Source organism: Mizugakiibacter sp., assembly GCF_039680435.1.
GTDB lineage: Bacteria > Pseudomonadota > Gammaproteobacteria > Xanthomonadales > Rhodanobacteraceae > Mizugakiibacter.
This window is the reverse complement of record NZ_JBDKSX010000037.1, coordinates 1-26,397: the sequence shown is the minus strand read 5'-3', so window position 1 is coordinate 26,397 and position 26,397 is coordinate 1. Positions and strand designations below refer to the sequence as shown.

General features: G+C 69.4%; 23 protein-coding genes. 9 read left to right on the top strand and 14 right to left on the bottom strand.

What is annotated here, in order from left to right; translation table 11 throughout:
* Nucleotides 1-17: 17 nt before the first annotated feature.
* From pseI to ABFC67_RS04205, 10 genes are all read right to left on the bottom strand, one after another.
* Nucleotides 18-1,076 carry a pseudaminic acid synthase gene (gene pseI, locus ABFC67_RS04250; RefSeq protein ID WP_346736802.1) on the bottom strand — a complete coding sequence of 353 codons (1,059 nt, stop codon included), beginning with the start codon at nt 1,074-1,076 and terminating at the stop codon, nt 18-20.
* A gap of 11 nt (nt 1,077-1,087) precedes the next feature.
* Complete coding sequence (pseG, locus tag ABFC67_RS04245; RefSeq protein ID WP_346736801.1) at nt 1,088-2,695, bottom strand: UDP-2,4-diacetamido-2,4,6-trideoxy-beta-L-altropyranose hydrolase; 1,608 nt, start codon at nt 2,693-2,695, stop codon at nt 1,088-1,090.
* A gap of 53 nt (nt 2,696-2,748) precedes the next feature.
* Entirely contained in the window at nt 2,749-3,372 is a 624-nt protein-coding gene (locus ABFC67_RS04240) for a pseudaminic acid biosynthesis-associated methylase (RefSeq protein WP_346736800.1), read from the bottom strand.
* Nucleotides 3,373-3,386: 14 nt separating this feature from the next.
* Nucleotides 3,387-4,106, bottom strand: coding sequence for a pseudaminic acid cytidylyltransferase (gene pseF / locus ABFC67_RS04235; RefSeq protein WP_346736798.1), 720 nt, complete (start codon nt 4,104-4,106; stop codon nt 3,387-3,389).
* The gene (gene pseC, locus ABFC67_RS04230) at nt 4,103-5,263 is read right to left on the bottom strand and encodes a UDP-4-amino-4,6-dideoxy-N-acetyl-beta-L-altrosamine transaminase (RefSeq protein ID WP_346736797.1); all 1,161 of its coding nucleotides are present in this window, start codon (nt 5,261-5,263) and stop codon (nt 4,103-4,105) included. The genes pseF and pseC overlap by 4 nt, the downstream gene beginning before the upstream one ends.
* Before the next feature lie 3 nt (nt 5,264-5,266).
* Nucleotides 5,267-6,268, bottom strand: a complete 1,002-nt coding sequence (gene pseB / locus ABFC67_RS04225; protein ID WP_346736796.1) for a UDP-N-acetylglucosamine 4,6-dehydratase (inverting) — start codon at nt 6,266-6,268, stop codon at nt 5,267-5,269.
* A 251-nt stretch (nt 6,269-6,519) separates the two neighbouring features.
* Nucleotides 6,520-7,563: a glycosyltransferase family 2 protein gene (locus tag ABFC67_RS04220; protein WP_346736795.1), complete on the bottom strand. Its 1,044-nt coding sequence runs from the start codon at nt 7,561-7,563 to the stop codon at nt 6,520-6,522.
* Nucleotides 7,539-8,465 carry an NAD-dependent epimerase/dehydratase family protein gene (locus ABFC67_RS04215; protein WP_346736794.1) on the bottom strand — a complete coding sequence of 309 codons (927 nt, stop codon included), beginning with the start codon at nt 8,463-8,465 and terminating at the stop codon, nt 7,539-7,541. Before ABFC67_RS04215 ends, ABFC67_RS04220 begins: the two co-directional genes overlap by 25 nt.
* On the bottom strand, nt 8,458-9,630 hold the full coding sequence (locus ABFC67_RS04210; RefSeq protein ID WP_346736793.1) for a glycosyltransferase: 1,173 nt from the start codon (nt 9,628-9,630) through the stop codon (nt 8,458-8,460). The genes ABFC67_RS04215 and ABFC67_RS04210 overlap by 8 nt, the downstream gene beginning before the upstream one ends.
* The gene (locus ABFC67_RS04205; protein WP_346736792.1) at nt 9,627-10,475 is read right to left on the bottom strand and encodes a glycosyltransferase family 2 protein; all 849 of its coding nucleotides are present in this window, start codon (nt 10,473-10,475) and stop codon (nt 9,627-9,629) included. The genes ABFC67_RS04210 and ABFC67_RS04205 overlap by 4 nt, the downstream gene beginning before the upstream one ends.
* A 164-nt stretch (nt 10,476-10,639) precedes the next feature.
* Between ABFC67_RS04205 and ABFC67_RS04200 the strand changes: the two genes are divergently transcribed.
* The 5 genes from ABFC67_RS04200 (at nt 10,640) to coaE (ending at nt 16,722) form a co-directional block, all read left to right on the top strand.
* Nucleotides 10,640-11,815 carry a DegT/DnrJ/EryC1/StrS family aminotransferase gene (locus ABFC67_RS04200; RefSeq protein ID WP_346736791.1) on the top strand — a complete coding sequence of 392 codons (1,176 nt, stop codon included), beginning with the start codon at nt 10,640-10,642 and terminating at the stop codon, nt 11,813-11,815.
* Nucleotides 11,816-12,133: 318 nt separating this feature from the next.
* On the top strand, nt 12,134-13,867 hold the full coding sequence (gene pilB, locus ABFC67_RS04195) for a type IV-A pilus assembly ATPase PilB (RefSeq protein WP_346736790.1): 1,734 nt from the start codon (nt 12,134-12,136) through the stop codon (nt 13,865-13,867).
* Between the two features lie 43 nt (nt 13,868-13,910).
* Nucleotides 13,911-15,179, top strand: a complete 1,269-nt coding sequence (locus ABFC67_RS04190) for a type II secretion system F family protein (RefSeq protein ID WP_346736789.1) — start codon at nt 13,911-13,913, stop codon at nt 15,177-15,179.
* An 8-nt stretch (nt 15,180-15,187) separates the two neighbouring features.
* Nucleotides 15,188-16,057 (top strand): prepilin peptidase, encoded by an 870-nt coding sequence (locus ABFC67_RS04185; protein WP_346736787.1) that lies wholly within the window; start codon nt 15,188-15,190, stop codon nt 16,055-16,057.
* Nucleotides 16,054-16,722, top strand: a complete 669-nt coding sequence (gene coaE, locus ABFC67_RS04180; protein ID WP_346736786.1) for a dephospho-CoA kinase — start codon at nt 16,054-16,056, stop codon at nt 16,720-16,722. Before ABFC67_RS04185 ends, coaE begins: the two co-directional genes overlap by 4 nt.
* Before the next feature lie 95 nt (nt 16,723-16,817).
* Here the strand turns inward: coaE and ABFC67_RS04175 are convergent, their stop codons facing one another.
* From ABFC67_RS04175 to ABFC67_RS04165, 3 genes are read right to left on the bottom strand one after another with little or no spacing between them, the layout of a single operon-like run.
* A complete protein-coding gene (locus ABFC67_RS04175) occupies nt 16,818-17,759 on the bottom strand; it encodes a Nudix family hydrolase (protein ID WP_346736785.1) in 942 nt (313 codons plus the stop codon).
* Entirely contained in the window at nt 17,756-18,241 is a 486-nt protein-coding gene (locus ABFC67_RS04170; RefSeq protein WP_346736784.1) for a dihydrofolate reductase, read from the bottom strand. Before ABFC67_RS04170 ends, ABFC67_RS04175 begins: the two co-directional genes overlap by 4 nt.
* A gap of 30 nt (nt 18,242-18,271) precedes the next feature.
* The gene (locus tag ABFC67_RS04165; RefSeq protein WP_346736783.1) at nt 18,272-19,066 is read right to left on the bottom strand and encodes a thymidylate synthase; all 795 of its coding nucleotides are present in this window, start codon (nt 19,064-19,066) and stop codon (nt 18,272-18,274) included.
* A gap of 116 nt (nt 19,067-19,182) precedes the next feature.
* On the opposite strand from ABFC67_RS04165, the gene ABFC67_RS04160 reads away from it, so the two are divergent.
* Nucleotides 19,183-20,181: an AIM24 family protein gene (locus tag ABFC67_RS04160; RefSeq protein WP_346736782.1), complete on the top strand. Its 999-nt coding sequence runs from the start codon at nt 19,183-19,185 to the stop codon at nt 20,179-20,181.
* A 97-nt stretch (nt 20,182-20,278) separates the two neighbouring features.
* Here the strand turns inward: ABFC67_RS04160 and ABFC67_RS04155 are convergent, their stop codons facing one another.
* On the bottom strand, nt 20,279-20,563 hold the full coding sequence (locus ABFC67_RS04155) for a hypothetical protein (RefSeq protein ID WP_346736781.1): 285 nt from the start codon (nt 20,561-20,563) through the stop codon (nt 20,279-20,281).
* A gap of 187 nt (nt 20,564-20,750) precedes the next feature.
* Between ABFC67_RS04155 and ABFC67_RS04150 the strand changes: the two genes are divergently transcribed.
* From ABFC67_RS04150 to ABFC67_RS04140, 3 genes are all read left to right on the top strand, one after another.
* Nucleotides 20,751-22,268 (top strand): oligopeptide:H+ symporter, encoded by a 1,518-nt coding sequence (locus tag ABFC67_RS04150; protein WP_346736780.1) that lies wholly within the window; start codon nt 20,751-20,753, stop codon nt 22,266-22,268.
* A 219-nt stretch (nt 22,269-22,487) separates the two neighbouring features.
* Complete coding sequence (locus tag ABFC67_RS04145; RefSeq protein ID WP_346736779.1) at nt 22,488-23,672, top strand: efflux RND transporter periplasmic adaptor subunit; 1,185 nt, start codon at nt 22,488-22,490, stop codon at nt 23,670-23,672.
* 1 nt (nt 23,673) lies between these two features.
* On the top strand, nt 23,674-26,397 hold a 2,724-nt coding region (locus tag ABFC67_RS04140; protein ID WP_346736778.1), incomplete at its 3' end, for an efflux RND transporter permease subunit.

Here is a 26,397-nt window from a genome sequence, read left to right as displayed (position 1 = left end):
ACGCACTCCGAACCGTATCAAGTCTCGATATGCTCCCATGCGACCGGGGTGTTCGCCGCCACCGCGCGGACAAGCTTCTTGCCGACGATGCTGTCGAGAAACTTGGGGGGAAGGCCGTAACCAGGCCGCACGCTGCGGACCGCATCGGCGGTAACGCGGTCGCCGGCCTTCATGTCCTTCACGAAGTACAGCGATCGCCTGAACTTCACGTTGCCCTGCTCGCTGGACTTGCGGCCGTAATCCACGCCACCGAGCGCCTCCCACGCCGTGCGCACCCCGCTGCAGAGCGCGGCGAGTTCGGCAGGCTCCAGCGAGAAACTGTCATCGGGGCCTCCACCGCTCCTATCCAGGGTGAAATGCTTTTCGACGATGGACGCGCCGAGCGCCACGCTGGCGATGGCCGTCGCGTTGTCGAGCGTGTGGTCGGACAGGCCGGTGACCACGCCGAAGCGCTCGATCATGTCCGGGATGGTGCGCAGGTTGTAGTCGGAAGCGGGCGCGGGATAGCCGCTGACGCAGCGCAGGATGGCCAGCTCCCGGCAGCCGCCGGCGCGCGCGGCGTCGATCGCCTCCTGGATCTCCTCGGCATCGGCCATGCCGGTGGAGATGATCATGGGTTTGCCGGTGCTCGCCGCATACTTGATCAGCGGAAGGTCGACGGCCTCGAAAGAGGCGATCTTGTAGGCCGGCGCGTCGAGATCCTCCAGCAGGTCCACGGCCGTGCGATCGAACGGCGAGCTGAAAATGGTGATGCCCAGCTTGCGCGCGTGTTCGAACAGCGGCGCATGCCATTCCCATGGCGTATGCGCTTCTTCATACAGTTCGTAGAGCGTGCGTCCGTCCCACAGTCCACCGCGGATCCTGAACTCCTCGGCATCGGAATCCAGCGTGATCGTGTCCGGGCGGTAGGTCTGGATCTTCACGGCGTCGGCACGGCAGGCCTTCGCCGCCTCCACGATCTTCAAGGCGGTATCCAGCCTGCCGTTGTGGTTCGCGGACAGCTCGGCAATCACGTAGGGCGGTCGATCGGCCGCGATCCTGCGGCCCGCAACTGCAATGCTGGGGATATCCGACATGCATCAGGCCCTCATTTCCCATGCCGCCATGCGTCTGCGAGCAGACCGAAACAAAGCACTACGCGATAACGCTCGTCACTGGGGTCCCGGTCGCGCAATCTTCCTTCTTCGGAAAAACCGAGTGCACGGTGAAGCGCGATGGAGCGCTCGTTCGAGTCCATGGCCTGACCGCAAATCTTGTGGAATCCGAGCGCGCCGAAGCCGTAGGCAAGCGCCGCGGCACCGAGCTTGCGCCCGGTTCCCTTCGGCGCATCCGGCGCCGCGTAGAACCCCCACTCGGCAATCCGGTCGGATCCCGTTTCCTTGAAACTGACGAAGCCCAGGGGCCGCCCGGCCTCTTCGGCAATCAACAAGTGGCGGCTGCGATCGCGCAGGCTCCGTTCGAACCACGCCTCGTGCTCGGCCGGGCTGATCTCGTGCCGGGTGTACATGTACCGACGGATATCCGGATGATTCCGCCAGCGCAAGACCTGCTCGACATCCGCACCAACCATCGGTCTCATGGCGCAAACCGGCTGCACGGATGCCTCACTCGGATACATGTATTCGATGACGCGCTCGAGACCGCGTCCATCGCACACGGCGGCGGCGGATTGGGACATCCGCGCGAGGGCATCTGCCCGAGTCAGCGATGCGAATGCCGGGGGGAGGTTGGCGGCAATGTCGTCGGCCATCCCGATCAACTGTGCGCTCCCGCACGCGGCGAGCGCGCGAGCGCTGCTGCGCTGATTGTCCGCAAGCACGACCACGATCGCCGGCAGGCCGAGGCAGCATCGCTCCCACGATGTGGTCCCGGCGGCACCGATTGCGAGGTCGCTTTCGGACATCAGCTCGGCCATGTCCGCGACGTCCACCCTCACCTCGCTGGGCTGCCGGAGGCGGGCCGCCTGTTCACGCACCTTGGCCAGCCACGGCGCCTGGCTGCCGAGCACGACGCTGACGCGGCAATCCACGGGCAACGCGGCCTGGTGCAGGGCATCGAGCACGGCGCCCGTGGCGTTGTCGGCGTCCACGCCGCCCATACCAATCAGCAGATGCCCGAGCCCCGGCCGGCGCCGACGCGCAAGGCTGTATTCGCGCAGCCGCGCGAACTCGGGGCGCAACAGCGCATAAAGAGGGCCGGTGAGCAGGCGACAGCCGGCCGGCACAAGGGCTTCGTAGTCTTCTTCGCGCCGCCCGAGATTCTGATCCAGCAGCAGGTCGGCGTCGTGGCTTCTGTCAGCCAGATCGTCGATGACCATGATGCGCCGGACATGGGGCCCCAGCCTGCGCTCCCAGGCAGCGTCCACTGCGTAATGGTCGACGATCAGCCAGTCCGGCCGTGCCGTGCCGATGGCGGCGATGGTCTGCGCGGCGTCCTCCGACCCGTCGGCACCGAGCCACCCCGCGTGTCGAGGCTTGCCGGCGCCCGGCAAGCCAGACGATACCGTCGGCGGCGGAAGCGGCTGCAGCGCGAAGCCGCGCGCACGGACCAGATCGTTGCGGTGCCCCGGATGCTCGCGGCAGACGAATGTGCAGGCCGCGCCGCGCTTCCGCAACGCATCCGCCAGCGTCAAGCAGCGCATGAGGTGTCCGCTGCCGATGGCCAGGGACGCGTCGGTACGGAATGCGACTTTCATGCAGCCATCCTCAATCCGACCGTCTTTCGAGCCTCGTCCGGTGCGTCACGGGTTCAACCGCGCTTCTCCATCAGGAACCAGGTGATGTCGTCCTGCGGGAAATTGGGATCGCGTCGATACGCGAAGCCGTAGTCGATCAATTCGAGATCATGGTGCCGGTCGAGGATCTCGCCGCAGAAATCGCGCTTGAACAGGCGATCCCGGTGCCCACGGTAGCTGATCGCCTGCGGGGTCGGATTGTAGTACTCGCATACCAGCAGGTAGCGTCCGGCTGCGGCGTGCAGCGCATCGTAAACCCGCGGCAGCCAGTCGGGATGGATGTGGATCAGCACCCCCTTGATCAGGGCGAGATCCCAGGTTCGCGACGGGACGAAATCGAGAATCGACGCCCGGTGGACGTGATCGGCCGGAAGGATCCTGCCGAGTTCCGCTGCGGCGGTCTCGTTGATCTCGACGGCATGCTGCTCCTGCCCCGGATGGAGCAGTTGCAAGGCACGGAGGTTCATGCCGATGTTGGCGCCGAACTCGATGCAGCTGGTCACCCTACGGGCGCTGGCAAGGGCCTTCGCGAAGAAGGCCAGGTTGGCGGCGAGCAGCTTGTCGCCGGCGTTGCGGCCGATGTACTCCGTGCCGAACTCGCCCGCCCAGAAGGCTTCCTGCTCGGTCTTGTAGGGCATGGTTTCTGCTCTCGTCATTTGTCGTTGCGCTGGCAGCAGGCGGCCGCGCCATTTTGGATGGCGCCGAACATGCCTTCGGCGTGCGTCCAGTCCTCGGGCGTGTCGATATCCTGCACGCGATAGCGCGGCAGGATGACGGGCGACGCGTCCGGAGAGAAGACCGGTTTGCCGGCAAGCCAGGCGGACGAACGCCCCCAGTAGAACTGTCCCGCATCGTGAAACGCCGGCTCGAGATCCTGGGAGCGGGTGGTGAAGTGTTCCGGATGGAACATCTCGACCCTGCCGGCCGCATTGATGCGGATGGCGCGCTGGATCGGGAACGCGTAGCCGGTGACGGCGAACGCGTAATCGCTGCCACTGCGCTCGAGCACGTCCAGCCCTCTAACGAGATCATCGGGCGTCACGAACGGAGCCGTGGCATAGATGCAGCAGGCCAGCTCCGGCGGCCTGCCAAGCCGCGCAAACCATTCGATCGCGTGGGCCACCACCGCGCCGGTACCGGTGTGGTCGTCCGCGAGTCCGGTCGGCCGCGTGAACGGCACGGATGCGCCGTACCGCTTTGCAACCTCGGCGATCTCGCCATCGTCCGTCGAGACGACGACCTCGTCGAAGCAAGCGCTCTCCACGGCCGCCTCGATGGACCACGCGATGATCGGTTTGCCGCAGAACGGCTTGATGTTCTTGCGCGGGATGCGCTTGCTGCCGCCTCGGGCCGGGATGATGGCAAGCTTCACGGCTGCACGGCCATGCGAAGTGCCGCCACCACGTCGTCCTGCTGCTCCTCGCTCATCGTCGGGAACATCGGCAGGCTTATGGCTTCCGCGTAGTACCGCTCCGCCTCGGGATAGTCGCCCGGCTTGAAGCCGAGACGCTGGTAATACGGCTGGGTGTGCACGGGGATGTAGTGCAGGTTCACGCCGATGCCGCTGGCGCGCATGGCATCGAAGACCTCTCGGTGGCTGCGCCCGATCCGGTCGAGCCTCAGGCGTATGACATAGAGGTGCATGCCGGAATAGCCATCCGGATGCTGCCACGGCACGGTGACCGGCAGCGCGGCGAGCAGGCTGTCGTAGCGGCGCGCGATCGCATGCCTGCGCGCCACGTAGTCGTCGATGCGCCGCATCTGGCTGATCCCCAGCGCCGCCTGCAGTTCGGTCATGCGGTAGTTGTAGCCGAGCGCGATCTGCTGGTAGTACCAGGGGCCATCGGACTCGTGGGTCATCTGCGCCGGATCGCGGGTGATGCCATGGCTGCGCAGCAGCGCCATGCTGGCGGCCAGACCGTCATCGCTGGTCAGCGCCATGCCGCCTTCGGCGGTGGTGATGACCTTGACGGGGTGGAAGCTGAATACGGTGATGTCGCTGTAGCGCCCAGTGCCGATCGGCTCTCCGCAGTACCGCCCGCCCACGGCGTGCGACGCATCCTCGACGACGCGGAAGCCGTATTTCTTCGCCAGCGCGTGGATCGCCCGCATGTCGCACGGCTGCCCGCACAGATGCACTGCCACCACCACCTTGGGCAGCCGCCCTTTCTTCTCGGCCTTGACGAGCTTCGCTTCCAACGCTGTCGGACAAAGGTTCCAGGCCGCCGGATCGATGTCGACGAAATCGACCTGTGCGCCGCAGTACAACGCGCAGTTGGCCGAAGCCACGAACGTTATCGGACTCGTCCACAGCCAATCGCCCGGCCCCAGCCCCAGCGCCATGCAGGCGATGTGCAGGGCGGATGTCGCACTGTTGACCGCCACCGCATGCTTCGCACCGCAATAGCCGGCAACCGCCTGCTCGAAACGCGGCACCATCGGCCCTTGCGTCAGGTAATCCGAGCGCAGCACGTCCACCACGGCGTCAACGTCGGCCTGGGTGATGTCCTGGCGACCGTAGGGAATCATGGCTCAGGCCTCGGCGAACCTGTTGAACTCGGCGATCTCGGCAACATCGAGAAAACGCGGGTTGGTGCCGGAGTTGTATTCGAAGCCATGCTGCACGGGGCTTCCCTCCTCACCCGCCCTGTTGACGTGGAACTCGTTACGCCGGCTGACGAAGGTGATCGTGGGCCTGATGACGTAGTGATCCTCGAACTCGAGCGTCAGGTGCGAATCGTCGCCGGGGCACATGATTTCGTGCAGCTTCTCGCCCGGGCGGATGCCGACGATCCTGTGCGGCAGGCCGGGCGCCATCGCCGCAGCGAGATCGACGATCCGCACGGAGGGGATCTTCGGCACGAAGATCTCGCCGCCGAACATGCGCTCGAAGTTCTTCAGCACGAAGTCCACGCCCTGCTGCAGCGAGATCCAGAAGCGGGTCATGCGGGCATCGGTGACGGGCAGGTGGTCCGTCCCTTGTTCGATCAGCTTCCTGAAGAAGGGCACCACCGAACCGCGCGACCCGACCACGTTGCCGTAGCGCACCACCGAGAAAGTGGTCTTGTGCCCACCCGCCATGTTGTTGGCGGCGACGAACAGCTTGTCCGACGCGAGTTTGGTGGCGCCGTAGAGATTGATGGGGTTGGCCGCCTTGTCGGTGGACAGGGCGATCACCTGCTCGACCTCGTTCTCGAGCGCGGCGTGGATGACGTTCTCGGCGCCATGGATGTTGGTCTTGATGCACTCCATGGGGTTGTATTCAGCCGCCGGCACCTGCTTCAGCGCGGCCGCGTGGATGACGAAATCCACGCCGCGCATCGCCTGGATCAGGCGCATCCGATCGCGCACGTCGCCTATGAAGTAGCGCATGCATGGTGCATTGAACACCTGCTGCATCTCGTACTGCTTCAGCTCGTCCCGCGAATAGATCACCAGGCGCCGCGGCCGGTAACGCTCCAGCAGCGTCCTGACGTACTTCTTGCCGAAGGATCCCGTCCCGCCAGTGATCAAGATGGATTTGTCGTTGAACATCGCTCGCTTATCCACATGAACCGAACATACGGCCGGGACCGATACGGTCATGGTCGCCGTTCATGGCCATTTGCCATGCCGCGCATGGCGATCGGCCCATTGTCCAGAGCTTACTGCACACCACCTCCGGCCTCACGTTGCCGATCGGACGCAGGCCAGGCCGGCGGGCAGTCCGACGGAGCGAGGACGACCGCTCCTCGCCCCATTCCATCCCGCATCATCCCGAACGCAACTTCCGGCTCGTCGCAAACTCACCTTACCGTCGGCAGCCCGTGCCGCAGCAGCATCGACAGCTTGCGCGGCACGGGCACGAACCCGCGGGCGTAGGCGCGCAGGCCGATCCGCCGGTCCGCCTGGACCTGCCGGCGCCGCGCACGCAGCTCGTGCCGGCCGGACGCGACGAGCGCCCAGACCGGGGCGTAGATTTCGCGCCAGATCCGCGCATCGCGCCGCAAGGCGGCCATGATCGCACCCTCCAGGCTCAGCACGACGAGATGCAGCGCCAGCAGCGGCCAGACCAGCCGGGTGGGCGTGCAGACGAGCATCGTCGCCGTCTTGTTGCGTTCGCTCAGGCGGCGCCGACGGAAGGTCGTGCGCAGCTTGCCGGCCTGCACGCGATTGCCGCCGAAGCTGACGCCCTGGCGATGCCGATAGCCGCTGCGCGGCGCGACCGCCACGGCGACACCGCGCAGGCGCGCCAGGCAGCACAGGTACAGGTCCTCGCCGATCGATTCCATCCACTCCGGAAAGCCGCCCAGTTCCACCCACGTCGCGCGCGGAACGAACAGGCAGGCGCCGATGGTCATCGCCACGTCGGTGCGCCGCGGGTCGAGGTTGGGCACCGGGTTGTAGAACGGATCGAGCCGGCAGCCCCTGTCGACGAGGACGCCGGTTTCCCAGTCGTACTGCGGCAGCGTCAGCAGGCAGGGACGCGCCCTTGCGCGGGCATCCGCCAGCAGCGTCTCCAGTGCGTCCGGATACAGCGCGGCGTCGTTGTTGAGCAGCAGGACGTACGCGCCGCGGGCGTGCGCCACCATGCGGTTGTTGCCGACGCAGAAGCCGACGTTGTCGGCGCTCGCGAGCAGTTCCACTTGCGGATAGCGTTCGCGCAACAGCGCTACCGACCCGTCGGTGGAGGCGTCGTCGTGGACGATGATCTCGATCGACACGCCGCCGCGCTGCGCCAGCACCGAATCCAGGCAATCGACGAGCAGGTCCGCGCCGTTGTAGTTGGCGATGCAGACCGAGCAGTCCGGCGCCGCCGGGCGATTCAATGCCGGGTAGTGCCGAACCATTCCCATGTCCGCCTGAGCCCCTCGTGCAGGGACGTATCCGGCATCCAGCCGTAGATTTCGCGCGCCAGCGACGCGTCCATGTTCACGCGCGGCGCGTCCACGGCGCGCGAGGCATCGTAGGTGCGCTGCAGGCGCCGCCCGGTCACGCGCTCGATTTCGGCGAACAACGCTTCGAGGCTGACGCTGGCGCCGCTGCAAGCGTTGACCACGCGCGACCCGCGCGAAGGCTCCGCGTCGAGGACGGCGATGCACAGGCGGATGAAGTCGTCGATGTAGAGGTAGTCGCGCATCGCCGATCCGTCGCCCCACACGTGCAGCGCCTCGCCGCGCAGGATCTTGCCGAACGCGGTGGGGATCACGCCGAAGCCGGCCCGCTCGGTCTGCCCCGGCCCGTACAGGTTGGAGGGCCGCAGGATCGTGGCCGCGGCGCGGAACTGGCTGCACCAGGCGGCGATGAAGGACTCGGCGGCGATCTTGCCCGCCCCGTGATACGAGCGCGGCGAGACGGGCGCGGATTCGTCCGCGCGGCGGTCGTCCTGCGCGCCGTAGAGCGTGCCGCCGGAGGACACGTAGAGCAGCGGCGTCGCCGGATGCTCCTGCAGCGCCTGCAGCAGCGCCAGCGTCGGGCGCAGGTTCTGTTCCAGCTCCAGCAGCGGCTGTGCCGCGGTGCTGCCCGGCGTGGAAGCCGACGCCAGATGCACGACGGCGCGACTGCGCGCCAGCAGCGGCAGGAAGTCCTGCGGCGCGCGCAGTTCGCCCACCTGCGTCTCGATACCCGCCGCGGCCGGATCGAACGCGCTGCGGCCGGCGGCGATGACCCGCTCGCCGCGCTGCGCGAGCGCTCGCGCCAGATGCCTGCCGACGAATCCGCCGGCACCGAGGATCAGGATGCGGTCACGCATCGGCATCGCGCCCCAGCAGCCGCCGGTAGATGTCTACATAACGGCCGGCGCAGTCGTCCCAGGTGCCGATCTCGCGGGCGGCCCAGGCGCGCGCCGCCGCGCCGAAGCGGCGATTGGTCCCGATATCTTCCAGGGCGCGCAGCGCGTCGGCGTAAGCCGCGGCGGAATCGCACAGGGCGCCGGTGACGCCATCGGCGACGATGTCCGCATGCGCGGGCATGCGCGAGGCGACGATCGGCAGCCCCGCGGCCATCGCTTCCAGCATCACCTGCGGGCGTCCCTCGGCATGCCGGCTCAGCGTGACCAGGCCGTGCGCGCGAGGGAACCATTCGCCCGCAAGCTGCTCCGGCGTGGCGGAGCCGTGGTAGTGGACCCATGCCGGCACCGCGATGTTTTCCTGCATCGGGCCGAACAGGTGCAATTCGCGCGCGCCGTCGCGGAACAGCGGCTCCGACCATTCGAAGAGCGGACCGAGCTTGTTCGCGGTCAGGCGCGTCACCGCAAGCCAGCGGCGCGGCTCGCCCGCGCGGATGTCGCGCTCGATCGCATACCAGAGCGGATCGATGCCGAAAACCACCGGGATGACGGTCGCGACGTCGCCGAACGCGGCGCGCAGCGGCGCGTCCATCCAGCGCGCGTTCGGGCAGATGGCGACCTTGCGGCCCCGCATCGCGCGCCGCAGGGCGGCACGCATCAACGGCAGCCGCAGCAGCTTCATGTCGTTGCCCAGCACCGTGATCAGCGCGGGCTTGCCGTTGTCGGGCAGCGGCAGTGCGCACTGCAGCCAGTTGATGTGGTAGATGTCCACGTCGGTCAGGCGCCGATAAGCGGCGCGCAGCAGGCGCAGCAGGCGCCAGGCCGCGGCGAGCCCCGCCAGCGGCTGCGTGCGCATCCAGTGCGAAATGCCGCCCCGGGCCATCAGCCCGGACAACCAGTCGGCCTCGCGCGGCGAGGTGGCGAAGGCGGCGCACGCGTGCAGCTCGCCCGGCGGCGCCCAGAGCGCGAGCTGGACCTGGTCCGCACGGGCGAGCGCGCCCGCGAGGTAGGCCATGAAGATCCCGCGCCAGTCGGACGCGTCGCGCGGATAGGACGTACTCACCATGAGCACACGCATGAGCGGACGGCACCTCGCGGCAGGATGCGTGCGGAGCGGGGTCGCCTTCAATGCAAGGGCCGATACAGCAGCGCGGTGATCTGCTCCGAGATCAGCCCGATCAGGAACACGATCACCGACGCGCTCCACAGCAGCGCGGTCATGTTGGTCAACCGCCCCTCGTGAAGGAACGTGTGGGCGTAGTTGACGCACCCCAGCAGGAAGAACAGCGCGCTGGCCGGCACGAACAGCTTCAGCGGCGAGTACAGCGTGGCGATCTTGAAGATGATCAGCAGGAAGCGCACGCCGTCGCGCAGCGGGCGGATGTGGCTGCGGCCGATGCGCTGGACGACGCGGATCGGTTCGTAGGCGACCGCGTAGGCGCTGCGGAAGAACGCCATGGTGCTGGTGGTCGGATACGAGAATCCGTTCGGCAGCAGATGCAGGAACTCGCGGAACTTGTCGGCGCGCACCGCGCGGAAGCCGGAGGTGAGGTCGGCGACGCGGGCGCCGGTCATGCGGCTGGCCAGCCAGTTGTACAGCGTGTTGGCGAGGCCGCGGCCGACGCCGGCCTGGCCGTCCCAGTCGCGCGCGCCGACCACCATGTCGTAGCCCTTGTCGAGCCGCGCCAGCAGGCGCGCGATGTCGGCCGGATCGTGCTGGCCGTCGGCATCCATGAACACCAGCACGTCGCCGGCGGCGGCGCGCGCGCCACGCTTGATCGCCGCGCCGTTGCCCATCGAGTACGGCGAGGACAGGCAGCGCACGCCGTGCTGCGCGCACAGCGCGGGCGTGCCGTCGCTGGAGCCGTCGTCGACGACGATGATCTCGGCATCCGGCTGCGCCTCGCGCAGGCGCGGCAGCAGGCCGACCAGGGCCGGCGCCTCGTTTTTGGCGGGCAGAACGATGCTCAGCAAGGTCTCGATTCCCCGTGCGACCGGCGCATGATAACGCGAAGCGGCGGCGGTTCCGGCGTGACGGTGCGCATGCAAACGCGCGTGGGCCGCTCCTGCAGGGGCACGCTTGCGACGAGCGGCGCGCTGGGATGCAATAGCCGCTTTGCGGCGCGGACGCCCCACGCATGAACGAGACCCCAGCGGCGGAACCCTTCCTCGTCTTCGGCGCGCCCGACATCGCCGAGGCCGAGATCGCCGAAGTCGAGGCCTGCCTACGCTCGGGCTGGCTCGGCACCGGCCCGCGCGTCGCGCAGTTCGAGCGCGACTTCGCCGCCTTCAAGGGCGTCGCGCCCGCGCGGGTGGCGGCGGTGAATTCCTGCACCGCGGCGCTGCACGTCGCCATGGTCGCCGCCGGACTGGAGCCCGGCGCGGAGGTGATCACCACGCCGCTGACCTTCTGCGCGACCGTCAATGCGATCATCCACGCCGGCCTGACGCCGGTGCTGGCCGACGTCGATCCCGTCACGCAGAACCTCGACCCGGCCGCGGTCGAGGCCGCGATCACGCCGCGCACGCGCGCGATCCTGCCGGTGCACTTCGCCGGCCGGCCATGCGAGATGGACCGCATCATGGCGATCGCGGCGAAGCACGGCCTGCTCGTGATCGAGGATTGCGCGCACGCGATCGAGGCCGAGTACCGCGGCCGCAAGGCCGGCACCTTCGGCGACTTCGGCTGCTTCAGCTTCTACGCCACCAAGAACGTGGTTACCGGCGAGGGCGGCATGATCCTCGGCCGCGACGAGGCGCACGTTGCGCGCGCCAAGGTGCTGGCCCTGCACGGCATGAGCAAGGACGCCTGGCACCGCTTCGGCGACCGCGGCTACCGGCACTACCAGGTGGTCGAGGCCGGCTTCAAGTACAACATGATGGACCTGCAGGCCGCGATCGGCATCCACCAGCTCGCGCGCGTCGAGTCCGCCTGGCGCCGCCGCGCCGCGCTGTGGATGCGCTACATGGACGCTTTCGCCGATCTGCCGGTCGCACTGCCGGCCCCGCCCGAAGCGGGCACGCGCCACGCGCACCACCTCTTCACGATCATGCTGGACGAGGCGCGCTGCGGCCTCGCCCGCGACGCCTTCCTCGAGGCGATGAACGCGGCGCGCATCGGCACCGGCGTGCACTACCTCGCCGTGCCCGAGCATCCCTATTACCAGCAGCGCTTCGGCTGGCGTCCCGAGCAGTGGCCGAACGCGATGCGCCTGGGCCGCAGCACGGCCAGCCTGCCGCTGTCGCCGGCGCTGGACGACGCCCAGGCGGAACGCGTGATCCGCGCCGTTCACCGCGCGCTGGGCGGGTCCTGAGGCCGGGCGACTTCCTTCCCGGCCGGTGGGCTCCCGCCCCGCCTCGGCGGGACGGATGGGGTCGGGATCGCATTCCGGGGTCGGGGTTCCTCCCCCCAGCCGCTCCTGCGTTGCCGGGGAGGAAACCCGCGCCGCAGGCGGACGAATCGCGGGCCGCGGGCCCAAACGTGACCGGGTTCGCTTCCCGCCGCCCGGGCAAACGGCGAAGCTTCGGAAACCGGCGGGCGGGCCGTTCGGGGGCCGCCGCGGCAGGTCTGCCACGGTCGCGCCTTTTTGCGGTACATTGGCCGCGGATTCGGGGGCTTACAGAACATTCCTATGGCGACCCAGATGAACCCTACCGCGGTCATCGGACTGACGGGCATCGCCCGCCGGCTGGTGGCCGAGGGCGCCTTGCCGGAAGCCGACGCCCGCACCGCGGCGGAAGAATCGGCCAAGCAGAAAATCCCGATCAGCGTGTACCTGGTCGAACACGGCCTGGTCGACGGCACGCGCGTGGCGAACGCCGCCTCGGCCGAGTTCGGCATGCCGCTGTTCGACGTGACCGCGCTGGACGCGGTGCACATGCCGGTGAAGCTGGTCAGCGAGGAGCTGATCCAGAAGCACCGCGCGCTGCCGCTGTTCAAGCGCGGCAATCGCCTGTTCGTCGGCATCTCCGACCCGACCAACTTCCGCGCGCTCGACGAGATCAAGTTCCACTCCAACTGCACGGTCGAGCCGATCCTGGTCGAGGACCAGCACCTGCAGCGCGCGATCGAGCACGCGCTGAACAATGCCGGCCCCTCGATCGCCGGCCTCGACGACGCCGAGGGCCTGGAGAACCTCGATCTCGGCAGCACGGACGAGGAAGGCGAGGCCGGCGGCGGCGGTGTCGACGCCAGCGCCAACGACGACGCGCCGGTGGTGAAGTTCGTCAACAAGGTGCTGGTCGACGCGATCAAGCGCGGCGCCTCGGACATCCACTTCGAACCTTACGAGGCGAACTACCGCGTGCGCTTCCGCATGGACGGCATCCTGCGCAGCGTGGCGTCGCCGCCGATCAAGCTGAGCACGCGCATCGCCTCGCGCCTGAAGGTGATGTCCGGCCTCGACATCGCCGAGCGCCGCGTGCCGCAGGACGGCCGCATCAAGCTGAACCTGTCCAAGGGCAAGGCGGTCGACTTCCGCGTCAGCACCTGCCCGACCCTGTTCGGCGAAAAGGTGGTGCTGCGCATCCTCGACGGCTCGGCGGCGCGCCTCGGCATCGAGAAGCTCGGCTACGAGGAGGACCAGAAGAACCTGTTCCTCAGCGCCATCGAGCGGCCGTACGGCATGGTGCTGGTGACCGGCCCGACCGGCTCCGGCAAGACCGTGTCGCTGTACACCGCGCTGAACATCCTCAACACCGACGGCCGCAACATCTCCACCGTCGAGGACCCGGTCGAAATCCGCCTGCCCGGCGTCAACCAGGTGCAGCAGAACGTCAAGCGCGGCATGACCTTCGCCGCCGCGCTGCGCTCGTTCCTGCGCCAGGACCCGGACGTGATCATGGTCGGCGAGATCCGCGACCTGGAAACCGCCGAGATCGCGATCAAGGCCGCGCAGACCGGCCACATGGTGCTGTCCACGTTGCACACCAACGACGCGCCGCAGACCATCGCGCGCCTGATGAACATGGGCATCGCGCCGTACAACATCACCTCGTCGGTGACGCTGGTGATCGCGCAGCGCCTGGCGCGCCGCCTGCACGACTGCAAGAAGCCGCTGGAGCTGCCCGCCGCGGCGCTGCTCGCCGAAGGCTTCACCCAGCAGGAAATCGATGCGGGGATGCACATCTTCGACGCGGTCGGCTGCTCCGGCTGCAACGAGGGCTACAAGGGCCGCGTCGGCATCTACCAGGTGATGCTGATGACCGACGAGATCCAGAAGATCGTGCTGGCCGGCGGCAACGCGCTGCAGATCGCCGAAGCGGCGAAGCGCGCCGGCGTGCGCGACCTGCGCGCCTCGGCCCTGCTCAAGGTCAGGAACGGCGTCACCAGCCTGGCCGAAATCAACCGCGTGACCAAGGATTGATCGTGCGCGCGGCCCCTGTCCCGACATCCAGCAGGCTCTAACCATGGCCACAGCCACCGCAGCCGCCAAGAACATCCGCGACGTCGGCGCCGCTCGCGCCCAGGTCAGCCAGATGTCCATGTACGAATGGATCGCGCTGGACAAGCGCGGCACCAAGATGAAGGGCGAGATGCAGGCGAAGAGCGCCAATCTCGTCAAGGCCGAGCTGCGCCGCCAAGGCATGAACCCGCAGACGGTGCGCGAGAAGTCGAAGCCGCTGTTCGGCGCCTCGGGCAGCCGCATCAAGCCGCGCGACATCGCCGTCTTCAGCCGCCAGATCGCCACCATGATGGCGTCGGGCGTACCGATGGTGCAGGCTTTCGACATCATCACCGGCGGCCAGCGCAACCCGCGCATGAAGAACATGCTGGCCGACATCAAGACGTCGATCGAGGGCGGTTCCACCCTGTACGAATCGCTCGGCCGCCACCCGTTGCAGTTCGACGAACTGTTCCGCAACCTGGTCAAGGCCGGCGAATCGGCGGGCGTGCTCGACACCGTGCTCGACACCGTCGCCACCTACAAGGAACGCATCGAGGCGATCAAGTCGAAGATCAAGAAGGCGCTGTTCTACCCGATGATGGTGCTGGCCGTCGCGCTGCTCGTCAGCATGATCCTGCTGATCTTCGTGGTGCCGGTGTTCACCCAGGTGTTCAAGGACGCCGGCGCCGACCTGCCCGCGTTCACCAAGATGATCGTCGCCACTTCCGACTTCGTGAAGAACAACGTGTTCTTCATGCTGGTCGTGCTGATCGGCAGCGTCGTCGGCGCGCTGGCGGCGTACAAGCGTTCGGACAGGTTCGCCCATTTCGTCGACCGCATGTCGCTGCGCATCCCGGTGATCGGCAACATCCTGCGCCAGTCGGCGATCGCGCGCTTCGCGCGCACGCTCGGCGTCACCTTCCGCGCCGGCGTGCCGCTGGTCGAGGCGCTGGACGCGGTGGCCGGCGCCACCGGCAGCGTCACCTACGGCGAGGCGATCAAGCGCATCCGCGAGGACGTCGCGGTCGGCCACCAGTTGCAATTGGCGATGCGCCAGACCGGCATATTCCCCAACATGGTCGTGCAGATGACCGCGATCGGCGAGGAATCCGGCGCGCTCGACAAGATGCTGTTCAAGGTCGCCGAGTTCTACGAGGAAGAGGTCAACAACGCGGTCGACACCCTCAGCACCTTGCTCGAGCCGATGATCATGGTGATCATCGGCGTGCTGGTCGGCGGCATGGTCGTCGGCCTGTATCTGCCGATCTTCAAACTGGCCGCCACGGTGTAAGCCGCGCGATGCCCGCGTCGATCCTGCTTTCCCCTGCGGCGGCCACGGCCGCCGCAGCCGTTCTGGGACTGCTGGTCGGCAGTTTCCTCAACGTGGTGATCCTGCGCCTGCCGGCGCGGCTGGCGCACGCCTGGCGCCGCGACGCGCGCGACGTGCTGGAGCTGCCCGACGCCGACGCCGACCCCGCGCCGCCCGATCTCGTGCGCACGGCCTCGCACTGCCCGCACTGCAAGCACCGGCTGGCGCCGTGGGACAACATCCCGCTGTTCGGCTGGCTGCTGCTGCGCGGCCGCTGCCGCTACTGCGGGGCGCCGATCTCGCCGCAGTACCCGCTGGTGGAGCTGCTGACCGGCGTGCTCAGCGCGCTGGTGGTGTGGAAGTTCGGCGCGACCGCGCAGGGCGCCGCCGCGCTGGCGTTCACCTGGAGCCTGGTCGCGCTGGCCGGCATCGACGTGCGCACCCAACTGCTGCCCGACCAGATCACCCTGCCGCTGTTGTGGCTGGGCCTGCTGCTGGCGCTGGTGCCGCTGTACGTGGCGCCGGCGGCGGCGATCCTCGGCGCGGCGATCGGCTACCTCAGCCTGTGGAGCGTGTACTGGATCTTCAAGCTGCTCACCGGCAAGGAAGGCATGGGCTACGGCGACTTCAAGCTGCTCGGCGCGCTGGGCGCGTGGATGGGGCCGTCGGCGCTGCTGCCGGTGATCCTGCTCTCCTCGCTGATCGGCGCGCTGGTCGGCGTGGCCGTGCTGAAGCTGCGCGGCCAGGACCGTTCGGTGCCGATTCCGTTCGGCCCGTTCCTCGCCGCGGCCGGCTGGGTGTGGTTCGTCGCCGGCGACGCCCTGCTCGGCGCCTACCTGCGGCTGGCCGGATTGCGGTGAGCGCGAAACCGGCTCCGTTCGTGGTCGCGCTGACCGGCGGCGTCGCCAGCGGCAAGAGCGCGGTGGCGCGCCGCTTCGAGGCGCTCGGCGTCGCCGTGCACGACGCCGACGTGGCCGCGCGCGAGGTGGTCGCGCCGGGCCAGCCGGCGCTGGCCGAGATCCTTGCCGCCTTCGGCGACGAAGCGCTGGCCGCCGACGGCACGCTCGACCGCCGCCGCCTGCGCCAGCGCGTGTTCGCCAGCGCCGCGGCGCGCCGCAAGCTCGAGGCGATCGTGCATCCGCGCGTGCAGGAATGGCTGCGCGCGCGCGTGGCCGCCGAACGCGGCCCCTACTGCGTGCTGGCGATCCCGCTGCTGGTGGAAACCTGGCCGGCGTACGGCTGGGTCGACCGCCGGCTGGTGGTGGACGTCCCCGAGGCCGCGCAGCGCGAGCGCCTGATGCGCCGCGACGGCATCGACGCGCAGCAGGCCGGGCGCATGCTGGCCGCGCAGGTCGGCCGCGGCTCGCGCCTCGCCCTGGCCGACGACGTGATCGACAACGGCGGTCCGGAAGACGCGCTGGACGCCGCGGTCGCCGCGCTGCACGCCGACTATCTCAGGCGCGCCGCGCTCAAGCAGGCCGGCGATCCGACCGCGCACGCGGTGCGCAATCGCTTCAGGCTCTGAGCGGCGGACGCGGGCAAGCGGAACCTCGCGGTCGCGACCACGGTCGCTCCTGCATTTACGCCGCGCGAGGCCGGACGCGCGGAGCCGCCTGCGCGTCAGGCGTCACGGTTCCAGAATGCGCCGATGCCGGCCACGCCCAGCGCGCCGGCGACGCGCGCCAGGGTCAGGTCGTCCGGACCGACGCCGCCCAGCGCATAAACCGGCAGCGCGCCCGCCTCGAGCAGCGTCGCGAAGCGCGCCCAGCCCAGCGCCGGCGCGCCGGGGTGGCTGGCGGTCGGGCGCAGCGGCGACAGCGTGGCGAAGTCCACGCCCAGTTCGGCCGCACGCGCCAGTTCGGCGGCGTCGTGGCAGGACGCCGCCACCCACGCGCCGGACGGCAGCGGCCGCGCCTCCAGCGTCGTCAACTGCGCCGCGCGCAGGTGCACGCCGATGCCGAGCTCGCGCGCCAGCCCGACGTCGGCGTTGACCAGGAGATCGGCGCCGGCGGCGCGGCAGCGCGCGGCGAGCGCCTGCGCCAGCGCGCGCAGCGCGTCGCGGGCGAGGCCCGGCAGGCGCAACTGGAACAGCCGCTCGCCGCGCGCCAGCGCGGCGTCGAACATCGCCGGCAGCGCGTCCGGATCGGCATCGGCGGGCGTGACCAGATAGTGCGGCGGCAGGCGCAACGCGGCCAGCAGCGGACGGTCGGCGGGCGGCATCGTCGCCGCGTCGACGTCGCGCGGCAGCGCCCAGCGCAATGCCTGCGCGTCGTGCGGATGCGGCTCGCCCCGCCAGGCGGCGACGCGCAGCGCCTGCAGCCGGATCGTCTTCTCCGGATAGCGCCACGGCACCGAGATCAGCGGCGCGAAGCCGTGCGCCTCGATGCCCAGCTCCTCGCGCAACTCGCGCGCCAGCGCGACGTGGGCCGACTCGCCCGGCTCCACCTTGCCGCCGGGGAACTCCCACAGGCCGGCCAGATGCTTGCCGCGCGGACGCTGCGCCAGCAGCACCCGCCCCGCGGCGTCGCCGAGGACGCCGGCGACGACGTGCAGCGCCTTCACTCGCGCACGTATTCGACGAAATCGAACGCGCAGGCGTGCCGGGCGTCGGCTGCATGGTGCACGCGCGAGGTTTCCACCCACTCGCTGAAGCGCACGCGCGGGAAGAACGTGTCGGCGGACTCGACGCGCGCGTCCACCCAGGTCAGGTACATGCGCCGCGCCAGTGGCAGCGCCAGGCGATAGACCTCACCGCCGCCGATCACCATCAGCGCGCGGCCGTCGGCGATCGCCACCGCCTCGTCCAGCGAGCGCACCGTGTCCTGCCCGGCATAGGGCGCCTCGTGGCGGCGGCTGAGCACCAGGTTCTGCCGCCCCGGCAGGGCGCGGCCGATCGACAGCGCGGTGCGATGGCCCATCAGCACCACCGTGCCGACGGTCAGCGCCTTGAAACGCTTGAGGTCGTCGGGCAGATGCCAGGGCATGACGCCGTCCTTGCCGATGGCGTGGTCGTGGTCCAGCGCGGCGATAAGCGAGATGCTCATGGCACAGGCTCCTTGGCGCGGGTTGCGGGATCACACCGCCACCGGCGCCCTGATCGCCGGATGCGGATCGTAGCCCTCGATGGCCACGTGCTCGTAGTGGAAGTCGAAGATCGAGCGCACGCCGGGATCGAGCTTGAGGCGCGGCAGCGGGCGCGGCGCGCGCGCGAGCTGCTCGCGCGCCTGTTCGACGTGGTTGCTGTAGAGATGCGCGTCGCCCAGCGTATGCACGAATTCGCCCGGCGCGAGGCCGGTCGCCTGCGCCATCATCTGCGTCAGCAGCGCGTAGCTGGCGATGTTGAACGGCACGCCGAGGAAGATGTCGCCGGAGCGCTGGTAGAGCTGGCAGCTCAGCTTGCCGTCCGCCACGTAGAACTGGAACAGCGCGTGGCAGGGCATCAATGCCATCTTCGGCAGCTCGCCCACGTTCCAGGCGCTGACCACCAGCCGGCGCGAATCGGGATTGCGGCGAATCTCGTCCTGCACCCAGGCGATCTGGTCCACCACCTTGCCGTCCGCCGTCGGCCAGGCGCGCCACTGGCGGCCGTAGACCGGGCCGAGGTTGCCCTCGGCGTCGGCCCACTCGTCCCAGATGCTGACGCCGTGTTCCTTGAGGTAGCGGATGTTGGTGTCGCCGCGCAGGAACCAGACCAGCTCGTGCACGATCGACTTCAGGTGCAGCTTCTTGGTGGTGACCAGCGGGAAGCCGGCAGCCAGGTCGAAGCGCATCTGCCAGCCGAACACCGAGCGCGTGCCGGTGCCGGTGCGGTCGCTTTTTTCGGCGCCGTGCTCGAGGACGTGGCGCAGCAGGTCGAGGTAGGGACGCATGCCGCAAGCATACTGCACGCGGCCCGCCCGACGCCGCCCCGGCGGGCGTGACAAGGCGCACTCGCCGCGCCCGGGGCGCTTGCCTAGACTCGGCCAATTCCCGCAGGAGTTCGCCCATGGAACAGTGGTATTTCAGCTACGGCGGCAACCGTATCGGCCCGTTCGACGCGGCACAGGCGCGCGAACAGGCGCGGCGCAATCCGGACGGCCACTGCTGGAAGGAAGGCTTCGCCGCGTGGAAGCGCATCGGCGACGTGCCCGAGCTGGGGACGACCGCCAGCGTGCCGCCCCCGCTGCCGCGCGGCGCCGGCGCCGACGCCATCGACTACCGCATCGTCGGCTCCGACATGCAGTTCGTCGAGATCGAGCTCGACCCCGGCGAGAGCGCGATCGCCGAGGCCGGCGCGCTGATGTACAAGGAAGCCGTCGTGCGCATGGATACCGTGTTCGGCGACGGTTCCGCCGCCGGCCAGGGCGCGGGCCTGATGGACAAGCTGCTCGGCGCCGGCAAGCGCGTGCTGTCCGGCGAGTCGCTGTTCACCACGCTGTTCACCCACGCCGGCGCCCGCGGCAAGGCGCGTGTCGCCTTCGCCGCGCCCTACCCGGGCACCGTCATGGCGATGAACCTGGCCGAGCTGGGCGGCCGGCTGATCTGCCAGAAGGACAGTTTCCTGTGCGCCGCGCGCGGCGTGCGGCTCGGCATCTGGCTGCAGAAGCGCATCCTCACCGCGCTGTTCGGCGGCGAAGGCTTCATCATGGAGAAGCTCGAGGGCGACGGCTGGGTATTCGTGCATGCCGGCGGCACCGTGGTCGAGCGCCAGCTCGCGCCGGGCGAGCGCCTCGACATCGACACCGGCTGCGTGGTCGCCTTCACCGACGGCGTGAGCATGGACGTGCAGGCGGTCGGCGGCATCAAGAGCATGCTGTTCGGCGGCGAAGGCGTGTTCCTCGCCACCCTGACCGGCCCCGGCCGGGTGTGGATCCAGTCGCTGCCGTTCTCGCGCCTGGCCGGACGCATGCTGGCGGCGGCGCCGCAGGGCGGCGGCCAGCGTCGCGGCGAGGGTTCGCTGCTCGGCGGCCTCGGCGACCTGATCGGCGGCGACCGCAATTTCTGAGCCGCGTCGTCCGCAGGGCGGAACCGCCGCAAAGCGGCGCTTCCGCCGAGCCGGTCGCCCGGTGGCGGAAGCCGCTGCGCGGATTCCGCCCTACCGGCTACCCGTTTGCCCACCAACCTCCTATGCGGCCGCCGATGTAGAGCGCCAGCCCCAACACGCCTGTGGTCACTCCGAACACCGGCGCCTCGGCGATTCCCGCAACAACCCCCACGAGAACCAACAGCACGCCAAGCAGTTGCATGGATTTGTACTGCTTCGACGTCGCCTGAATCGTCATCGGCTCAACCTGTGCAACCTCTTTTGTGGGCGCGCCGCAGCCTGGGCATGCCGACGCCAGTGAGCTGATATCCCGGCCGCATTCTGCGCATTTGATCAGTGCCATAGCCCTCCCTCTCCCCTAGTGAGTCAAGGGCCATCTTAGTGCCATAGGCCCGTCCCGCGCGCCCGGCGCCGTCATGCGCTAACCTTGGCCGGTTCGCCCGCCCTCCACCGGAGGCGGCGACACCTCGTTGGCGACCGTCGTCTCCCCCGATGCGCCAGAGCATTCAACCCCAGGCAGCGGAATCGACATGACGACGCAGACACCCCCGGTATCCCAGACCCGCTCGTTCAGCACGGTGTTCCTGATCGAGATGTGGGAACGCTTCGGCTACTACGGCATGGCGGCACTGCTGGTGCTGTTCATGGTGCAGAAGGTCGGCTTCAGCGACGACCAGGCCAACCTGGTGTGGGGCGCGTTCACCGCGCTGGTCTATGCCGCGCCGGCGATCGGCGGCTGGATCGGCGACAAGGTGCTGGGCACGCGCCGCACCATGACCATCGGCGCGGCGATCATGACCGTCGGCTACGCGCTGCTGGCGGTGCCGTCGGACAGCCTGTACTTCCTGTACTGCGCGATGGGCGTGATCGTGGTCGGCAACGGCCTGTTCAAGGCCAATGCCGGCAACCTGGTGCGCCGCATCTACGACGGCAACGACGCCAAGATCGACAGCGCGTTCACCATCTACTACATGGCGGTCAACATCGGCTCGACGGTGTCGATGCTGCTGACGCCGTGGATCAAGGAGCACTGGGGCTGGCACGCGGCGTTCGCGGTGTGCAGCGCGGGCCTGGTGCTCGGCCTGCTGAACTACCTGCTGATGCGCCGCACGCTGGCCGCGGTCGGCTCGCAGCCGGACGACGCGCCGGTGCGCTGGGGCCGCCTCGGCGCGGTGCTGGGCGTCGGCGCGCTGACGCTGTTCGCGGTGGCGTTCGTGCTGCAGCACCAGCAGATCGGCCGCTGGTGCGTGTACGGCGCCGGGCTGGCGATCCTCGCCATCTTCGCCTACATGATCCTGAAGAGCGAGCGCAGCGAGCGCGCCGGCCTGATCGCGGTGCTGATCCTGACCGCGCAGACCATCCTGTTCTTCATCTTCTACCAGCAGATGTCCACCTCGCTGACGCTGTTCGCGCTGCGCAACGTGGACTGGAACCAGAGCCTGCTCGGCCTGAACCTGTTTACCTGGCAGCCGGCGCAGTACCAGGCGCTCAACCCGATCTGGATCATGCTGCTCAGCCCGCTGCTGGCGCTGACCTACACGCGCCTCGGCCGCAACGGCCGCGACCTGCCGATCGCCGGCAAGTTCGCGATCGGCTTCGCGGTGGTCGCGATCGGTTTCTTCATCTACGGCATCAGCGGCCGCTTCGCGGTCGACGGCAAGGTGTCGTCGTGGTTCATGATCTGGGGCTACGGCTTCTACTCGCTGGGCGAGCTGCTGGTCAGCGGCCTCGGCCTCGCCATGATCGCGCGCTACGTGCCGGCGCGCATGGGCGGCTTCATGATGGGCGCCTACTACGTCGCCACCGGCATCTCGCAGTACCTCGGCAGCGTGGTGGCGAACTACGCCAGCGTGCCGGAAAACGTCGCCGATCCGCTGCAGACCCTGCCGCTGTACACCGACCTGTTCAACCGGCTCGGCTGGCTGGCGGTGGGCGGCCTCGCGCTGGCCGTCGTGCTGCTGCCGCTGATGAAGAACCTGTCGAACGCGCACGTCGCCCACGGCGCGGCCGCGGTCGGCGCCCTGCGCACGGCGGCGGCCGAAGAGTAACCGCGCATCACGCGCCGGCGGGCCGCACGGCCCGCCGCACGCGCCGCCGACGCGGCCTTGGCGAACGTTCGGGCATCCCGCCGGTCTGAGTCGGATCGGCGGACAGCGCGGCGCGGCCCCTAGGCCGAAAGGCATGTCATCCCCCGCGGCGCAACTGCGTTAACGTGAGATCGGTCGCCCGCGGACGGCGGCGCCGACCATCACCCAAGGGAGAACCGCATGTCGCGTGGGAAGATCGCGCTTATCGTCGCCGGCGCCGCCGTGATCGGCCTGCTCGCCTGGCGGACGATCCAGCACCGGCCGCAGCGCGGCGGCGCCGACGCGGACGCCGCCGTGCCGGTCACCGTGGTGCCGGTGCAGCGCCGCGACGTGCCGGTCTACCTCGACGCGCTGGGCACCGTGCAGGCGCTGAATACCGTCACCGTGCGCCCGCAGGTCGGCGGCCAGTTGCAGTCGCTCGGCTTCAGGGAAGGCCAGGAAGTCAGGCGCGGCGACCAGATCGCGCAGATCGATCCGCGCAGCTACCAGGCGGCACTCGACCAGGCGCAGGCCAAGCAGAAGCAGGACGAGGCGCAACTGGTCGCGGCGCGCAGCACGCTGCGGCGCTACCAGGACCTGATCCGGCAGCACTTCGTCGCCGCGCAGGACCTCGAGAACCAGCGCCAGACCGTGCGCCAGCTCGAGGCCACCGTCGCCGCCGATGCCGCCAACGTCGACAGCGCGCGCGTGCAGTTCGGCTACACGCGCGTGATCGCGCCGATCGACGGCCTGGCCGGCATCCGCCAGGTCGACGTCGGCAACGTGGTGCAGCCCTCCGACGCCAACGGCATCGTCGTGCTGACCCAGGTGCGCCCGATCAGCGTGATCTTCACCCTGCCCGAGCAGGACCTCGACCTGGTGCGCGGCGGCGGCGGCAGCGACGCCGCGCTGCCGGTGACCGCGCAGAACCGCGCCGACAACCGGCCGATCGCCAGCGGCGTGCTCAAGGTGATCGACAACCAGATCGACTCCGCCACCGGCACCTTCAAGCTGAAGGCGGAATTCCCCAACGCCGACGGCAAGCTGTGGCCGGGCCAGTTCGTCAACGTGCGCCTGCGCGTCAGCACGGTGCAGGGCGGGCTGGTGGTGCCGGCGCAGGCGGTGCAGCGCGGGCCGGACGGCAGCTACGTCTATCTGCTGCAGGCGGACTCGACCGTGCTGATGCAGCCGGTGCAGGTCGGCGGCGAGGCCGGCGACGACGCGCTGCTGATCACCTCCGGCCTGAAGGCGGGCGGGCGCGTGGTCACCGAGGGCCAGTTCCGCCTGAAGCCGGGCGCGAAGGTGCTGGCGCTGGCGCCGGGGCAGACGCCGCCGCCGGCCAGGATCGAGGCCGCACAGGGCAGGCGTCGCGGCCGGGGCGGCTGAGGTGGGCATCTCCTCGCCGTTCATCCGCAGGCCCATCGCCACCTCGCTGCTGATGGTGGCCATCCTGCTGCTCGGCGTGATGGGCTACCGCGCGCTGCCGGTGTCGGCGCTGCCGGACATCGCCGCGCCGACCATCCAGGTCGGCACGCAGTACCCCGGCGCCAGCCCGACCACGATGGCGGCGCTGGTCACCACGCCGCTGGAGCGCCAGTTCGGCCAGATCTCCGGGCTGAAGACGATGACCTCGGACAGCGCGTTCGGGCTGTCCACGATCGTGCTGCAGTTCGACGACAGCCGCGACATCGACGCCGCCGCGCAGGACGTGCAGTCGGCGATCAACGCCGCCAAGGGCACGCTGCCGAACAACCTGCCCTACCCGCCGGTGTACAACAAGGTCAACCCGGCCGACGCGCCGATCCTGACCCTGTCGCTGACCTCCGCCACGCTGCCGCTGCGCGAGGTCAACAACTACGCCGATTCGATCATCGCGCAGAAGCTGGCGCAGGTGCCGGGCGTCGGCCTGGTCAGCATCGCCGGCAACCTGAAGCCGGCGGTGCGCGTGCAGGTCAATCCGGCCGCGCTGTCCAACCTCGGCCTGACCCTCGAGGACGTGCGCCAGGCGCTGGTGCAGGCCAACGTCAACGGGCCGAAGGGCACGCTGAACGGCGCGGTGCAGTCCTACACCATCGGCAGCAACGACCAGCTCGCCTCGGCCGGCGAGTACCGCGACATCATCATCGCCTATCGCAACAACGCGCCGGTGCGGCTCGGCGACGTGGCGCAGGTGGTCGACGGCGTCGAGAACGACCAGCTCGCCGCCTGGGCCGACGGCAAGCCGGCGGTGCTGCTGGACATCCGCCGCCAGCCCGCCGCCAACATCGTCGACACCGTGGCGCGCGTGCGCGCGATGCTGCCCGAGCTGCAGGCGGTGCTGCCGGCCGGGGTCGATCTCGGCGTGTTCGCCGACCGCACGGTGACCATCCGCGCCTCGGTGCGCGACGTGCAGTTCACCCTGCTGCTGACCGTGTTCCTGGTGGTCGCGGTGATCTTCGTGTTCCTGCGCCGGCTGTGGGCCACGGTGATCCCCAGCATCGCCGTGCCGCTGTCGCTGCTCGGCACCTTCGGCGTGATGACCTTCGCCGGCTTCTCGCTGGACAACCTCTCGCTGATGGCGCTGACCGTCGCGACCGGCTTCGTCGTCGACGACGCGATCGTGATGATCGAGAACATCGTGCGCTACATCGAGCAGGGCCGGCAGCCGCGCGAGGCCGCCGAGCTGGGCGCGAAGGAGATCGGCTTCACCGTGATATCGCTGACGGTGTCGCTGATCGCGGTGTTCCTGCCGCTGCTGCTGATGCCGGGCGTGACCGGACGCCTGTTCCACGAATTCGCCTGGGTGCTGTCGATCGCGGTGGCGATCTCCGCGCTGGTGTCGCTGACGCTGACGCCGATGATGTGCGCCTACCTGCTCAAGCCCGGCGCGCTGCCGAAGGACGACGAGGCCGAAGCGCGCGGCGCGCACACCGCCTGGGGGCGCCTGCTCGACGCCTATGCGCGCAGCCTCGACCGGGTGTTCGCGCACCGGCGCCTGACCATCGCGGTGGCGGCGCTGTCGGTGCTGGTCACGGTGGCGCTGTACCTGCTGATCCCGAAGGGCCTGCTGCCGCAGCAGGACACCGGCCTGATCACCGCGGTGGTCGAAGCCGACCAGAGCATCGCCTTCCCGGCGATGCTGCAGCGCACGCAGGCGGTGGCGGAGGTGCTGCGCCGCGACCCCGCGGTGGCCGGCGTGGCCGCGTTCGTCGGCGCCGGCGCGATCAACCCGACGCTCAACCAGGGCCAGCTCAGTGTCGTGCTGAAGCCGCGCGGCCAGCGCGACGGCCTGGATGCGGTGCAGGCGCGCCTGCAGCGCGCGGCAGCCAACATCCCCGGCGTCGCGCTGTATCTCAAGCCGGTGCAGGACATCGAGCTGGACAGCCGGGTGGCGCCGACCGACTACCAGTACGCGCTGGAGGACGTGAACGCGGCCGAGCTGGCCGACTGGGCCGTGCGCTACACCGCCGCGCTGCGCGCGCGCCCGGAGCTGGCCGACGTCGGCAACAACCTCGCCGCGCAGGGCCTGCAGCTCAAGCTCGACATCGACCGCGACCAGGCCAGCCGCCTCGGCGTGCCGGTGCAGAGCATCGACGACACGCTGTACGACGCTTTCGGCCAGCGCCAGATCACCACCATCTTCACGCAGTTGAACCAGTACCGCGTGGTGCTGGAGGTGGCGCCGCAATTCCGCACCGGCCGCGACCTGCTGGACAAGCTGACCGTGCGCACCAGCGGCAACGCCAACGGCGGGCGCGCGACCACGCTGGCCAATGCCTCGCTGGACGCCACGCTCAACGACACCGGTGGCACCGTGCCGCTGTCGGCGGTGGCGCGCGCCTCGGTGGTGAGCGCGCCGCTGGTGGTCAGCCACCAGAACCAGCTTCCGGCGGTGACGATCTCGTTCAACCTCGCGCCCGGCTACTCGCTGTCGCAGGCGGTGGACGCGATCGGGCAAGTCACGCGCGGCATGAATCCGCCGCCGCAACTGCGCGGCCAGTTCATCGGCAAGGCCGCCGAGTTCTCCGCCTCGCTCGGCAACGAGGTGCTGCTGATCCTCGCCGCGCTGGTGGTGATCTACATCGTGCTGGGCGTGCTGTACGAGAGCTACATCCACCCGGTCACGATCATC

Bases quoted from the DNA above. Each gene is read 5' to 3' on its own strand.
- pseB (WP_346736796.1), bottom strand. From the start codon at position 6,268: ATGTTCAACGACAAATCCATCTTGATCACTGGCGGGACGGGATCCTTC.
- pseG (WP_346736801.1), bottom strand. From the start codon at position 2,695: ATGAAAGTCGCATTCCGTACCGACGCGTCCCTGGCCATCGGCAGCGGA.
- ABFC67_RS04160 (WP_346736782.1), top strand. From the start codon at position 19,183: ATGGAACAGTGGTATTTCAGCTACGGCGGCAACCGTATCGGCCCGTTC.
- pilB (WP_346736790.1), top strand. From the start codon at position 12,134: ATGGCGACCCAGATGAACCCTACCGCGGTCATCGGACTGACGGGCATC.
- ABFC67_RS04165 (WP_346736783.1), bottom strand. From the start codon at position 19,066: ATGCGTCCCTACCTCGACCTGCTGCGCCACGTCCTCGAGCACGGCGCC.
- pseC (WP_346736797.1), bottom strand. From the start codon at position 5,263: ATGATTCCCTACGGTCGCCAGGACATCACCCAGGCCGACGTTGACGCC.
- ABFC67_RS04215 (WP_346736794.1), bottom strand. From the start codon at position 8,465: ATGCGTGACCGCATCCTGATCCTCGGTGCCGGCGGATTCGTCGGCAGG.
- pseI (WP_346736802.1), bottom strand. From the start codon at position 1,076: ATGTCGGATATCCCCAGCATTGCAGTTGCGGGCCGCAGGATCGCGGCC.
- ABFC67_RS04170 (WP_346736784.1), bottom strand. From the start codon at position 18,241: ATGAGCATCTCGCTTATCGCCGCGCTGGACCACGACCACGCCATCGGC.
- ABFC67_RS04220 (WP_346736795.1), bottom strand. From the start codon at position 7,563: ATGGTTCGGCACTACCCGGCATTGAATCGCCCGGCGGCGCCGGACTGC.
- ABFC67_RS04155 (WP_346736781.1), bottom strand. From the start codon at position 20,563: ATGGCACTGATCAAATGCGCAGAATGCGGCCGGGATATCAGCTCACTG.
- ABFC67_RS04240 (WP_346736800.1), bottom strand. From the start codon at position 3,372: ATGCCCTACAAGACCGAGCAGGAAGCCTTCTGGGCGGGCGAGTTCGGC.
- ABFC67_RS04185 (WP_346736787.1), top strand. From the start codon at position 15,188: ATGCCCGCGTCGATCCTGCTTTCCCCTGCGGCGGCCACGGCCGCCGCA.
- ABFC67_RS04145 (WP_346736779.1), top strand. From the start codon at position 22,488: ATGTCGCGTGGGAAGATCGCGCTTATCGTCGCCGGCGCCGCCGTGATC.
- ABFC67_RS04200 (WP_346736791.1), top strand. From the start codon at position 10,640: ATGAACGAGACCCCAGCGGCGGAACCCTTCCTCGTCTTCGGCGCGCCC.
- ABFC67_RS04150 (WP_346736780.1), top strand. From the start codon at position 20,751: ATGACGACGCAGACACCCCCGGTATCCCAGACCCGCTCGTTCAGCACG.
- ABFC67_RS04190 (WP_346736789.1), top strand. From the start codon at position 13,911: ATGGCCACAGCCACCGCAGCCGCCAAGAACATCCGCGACGTCGGCGCC.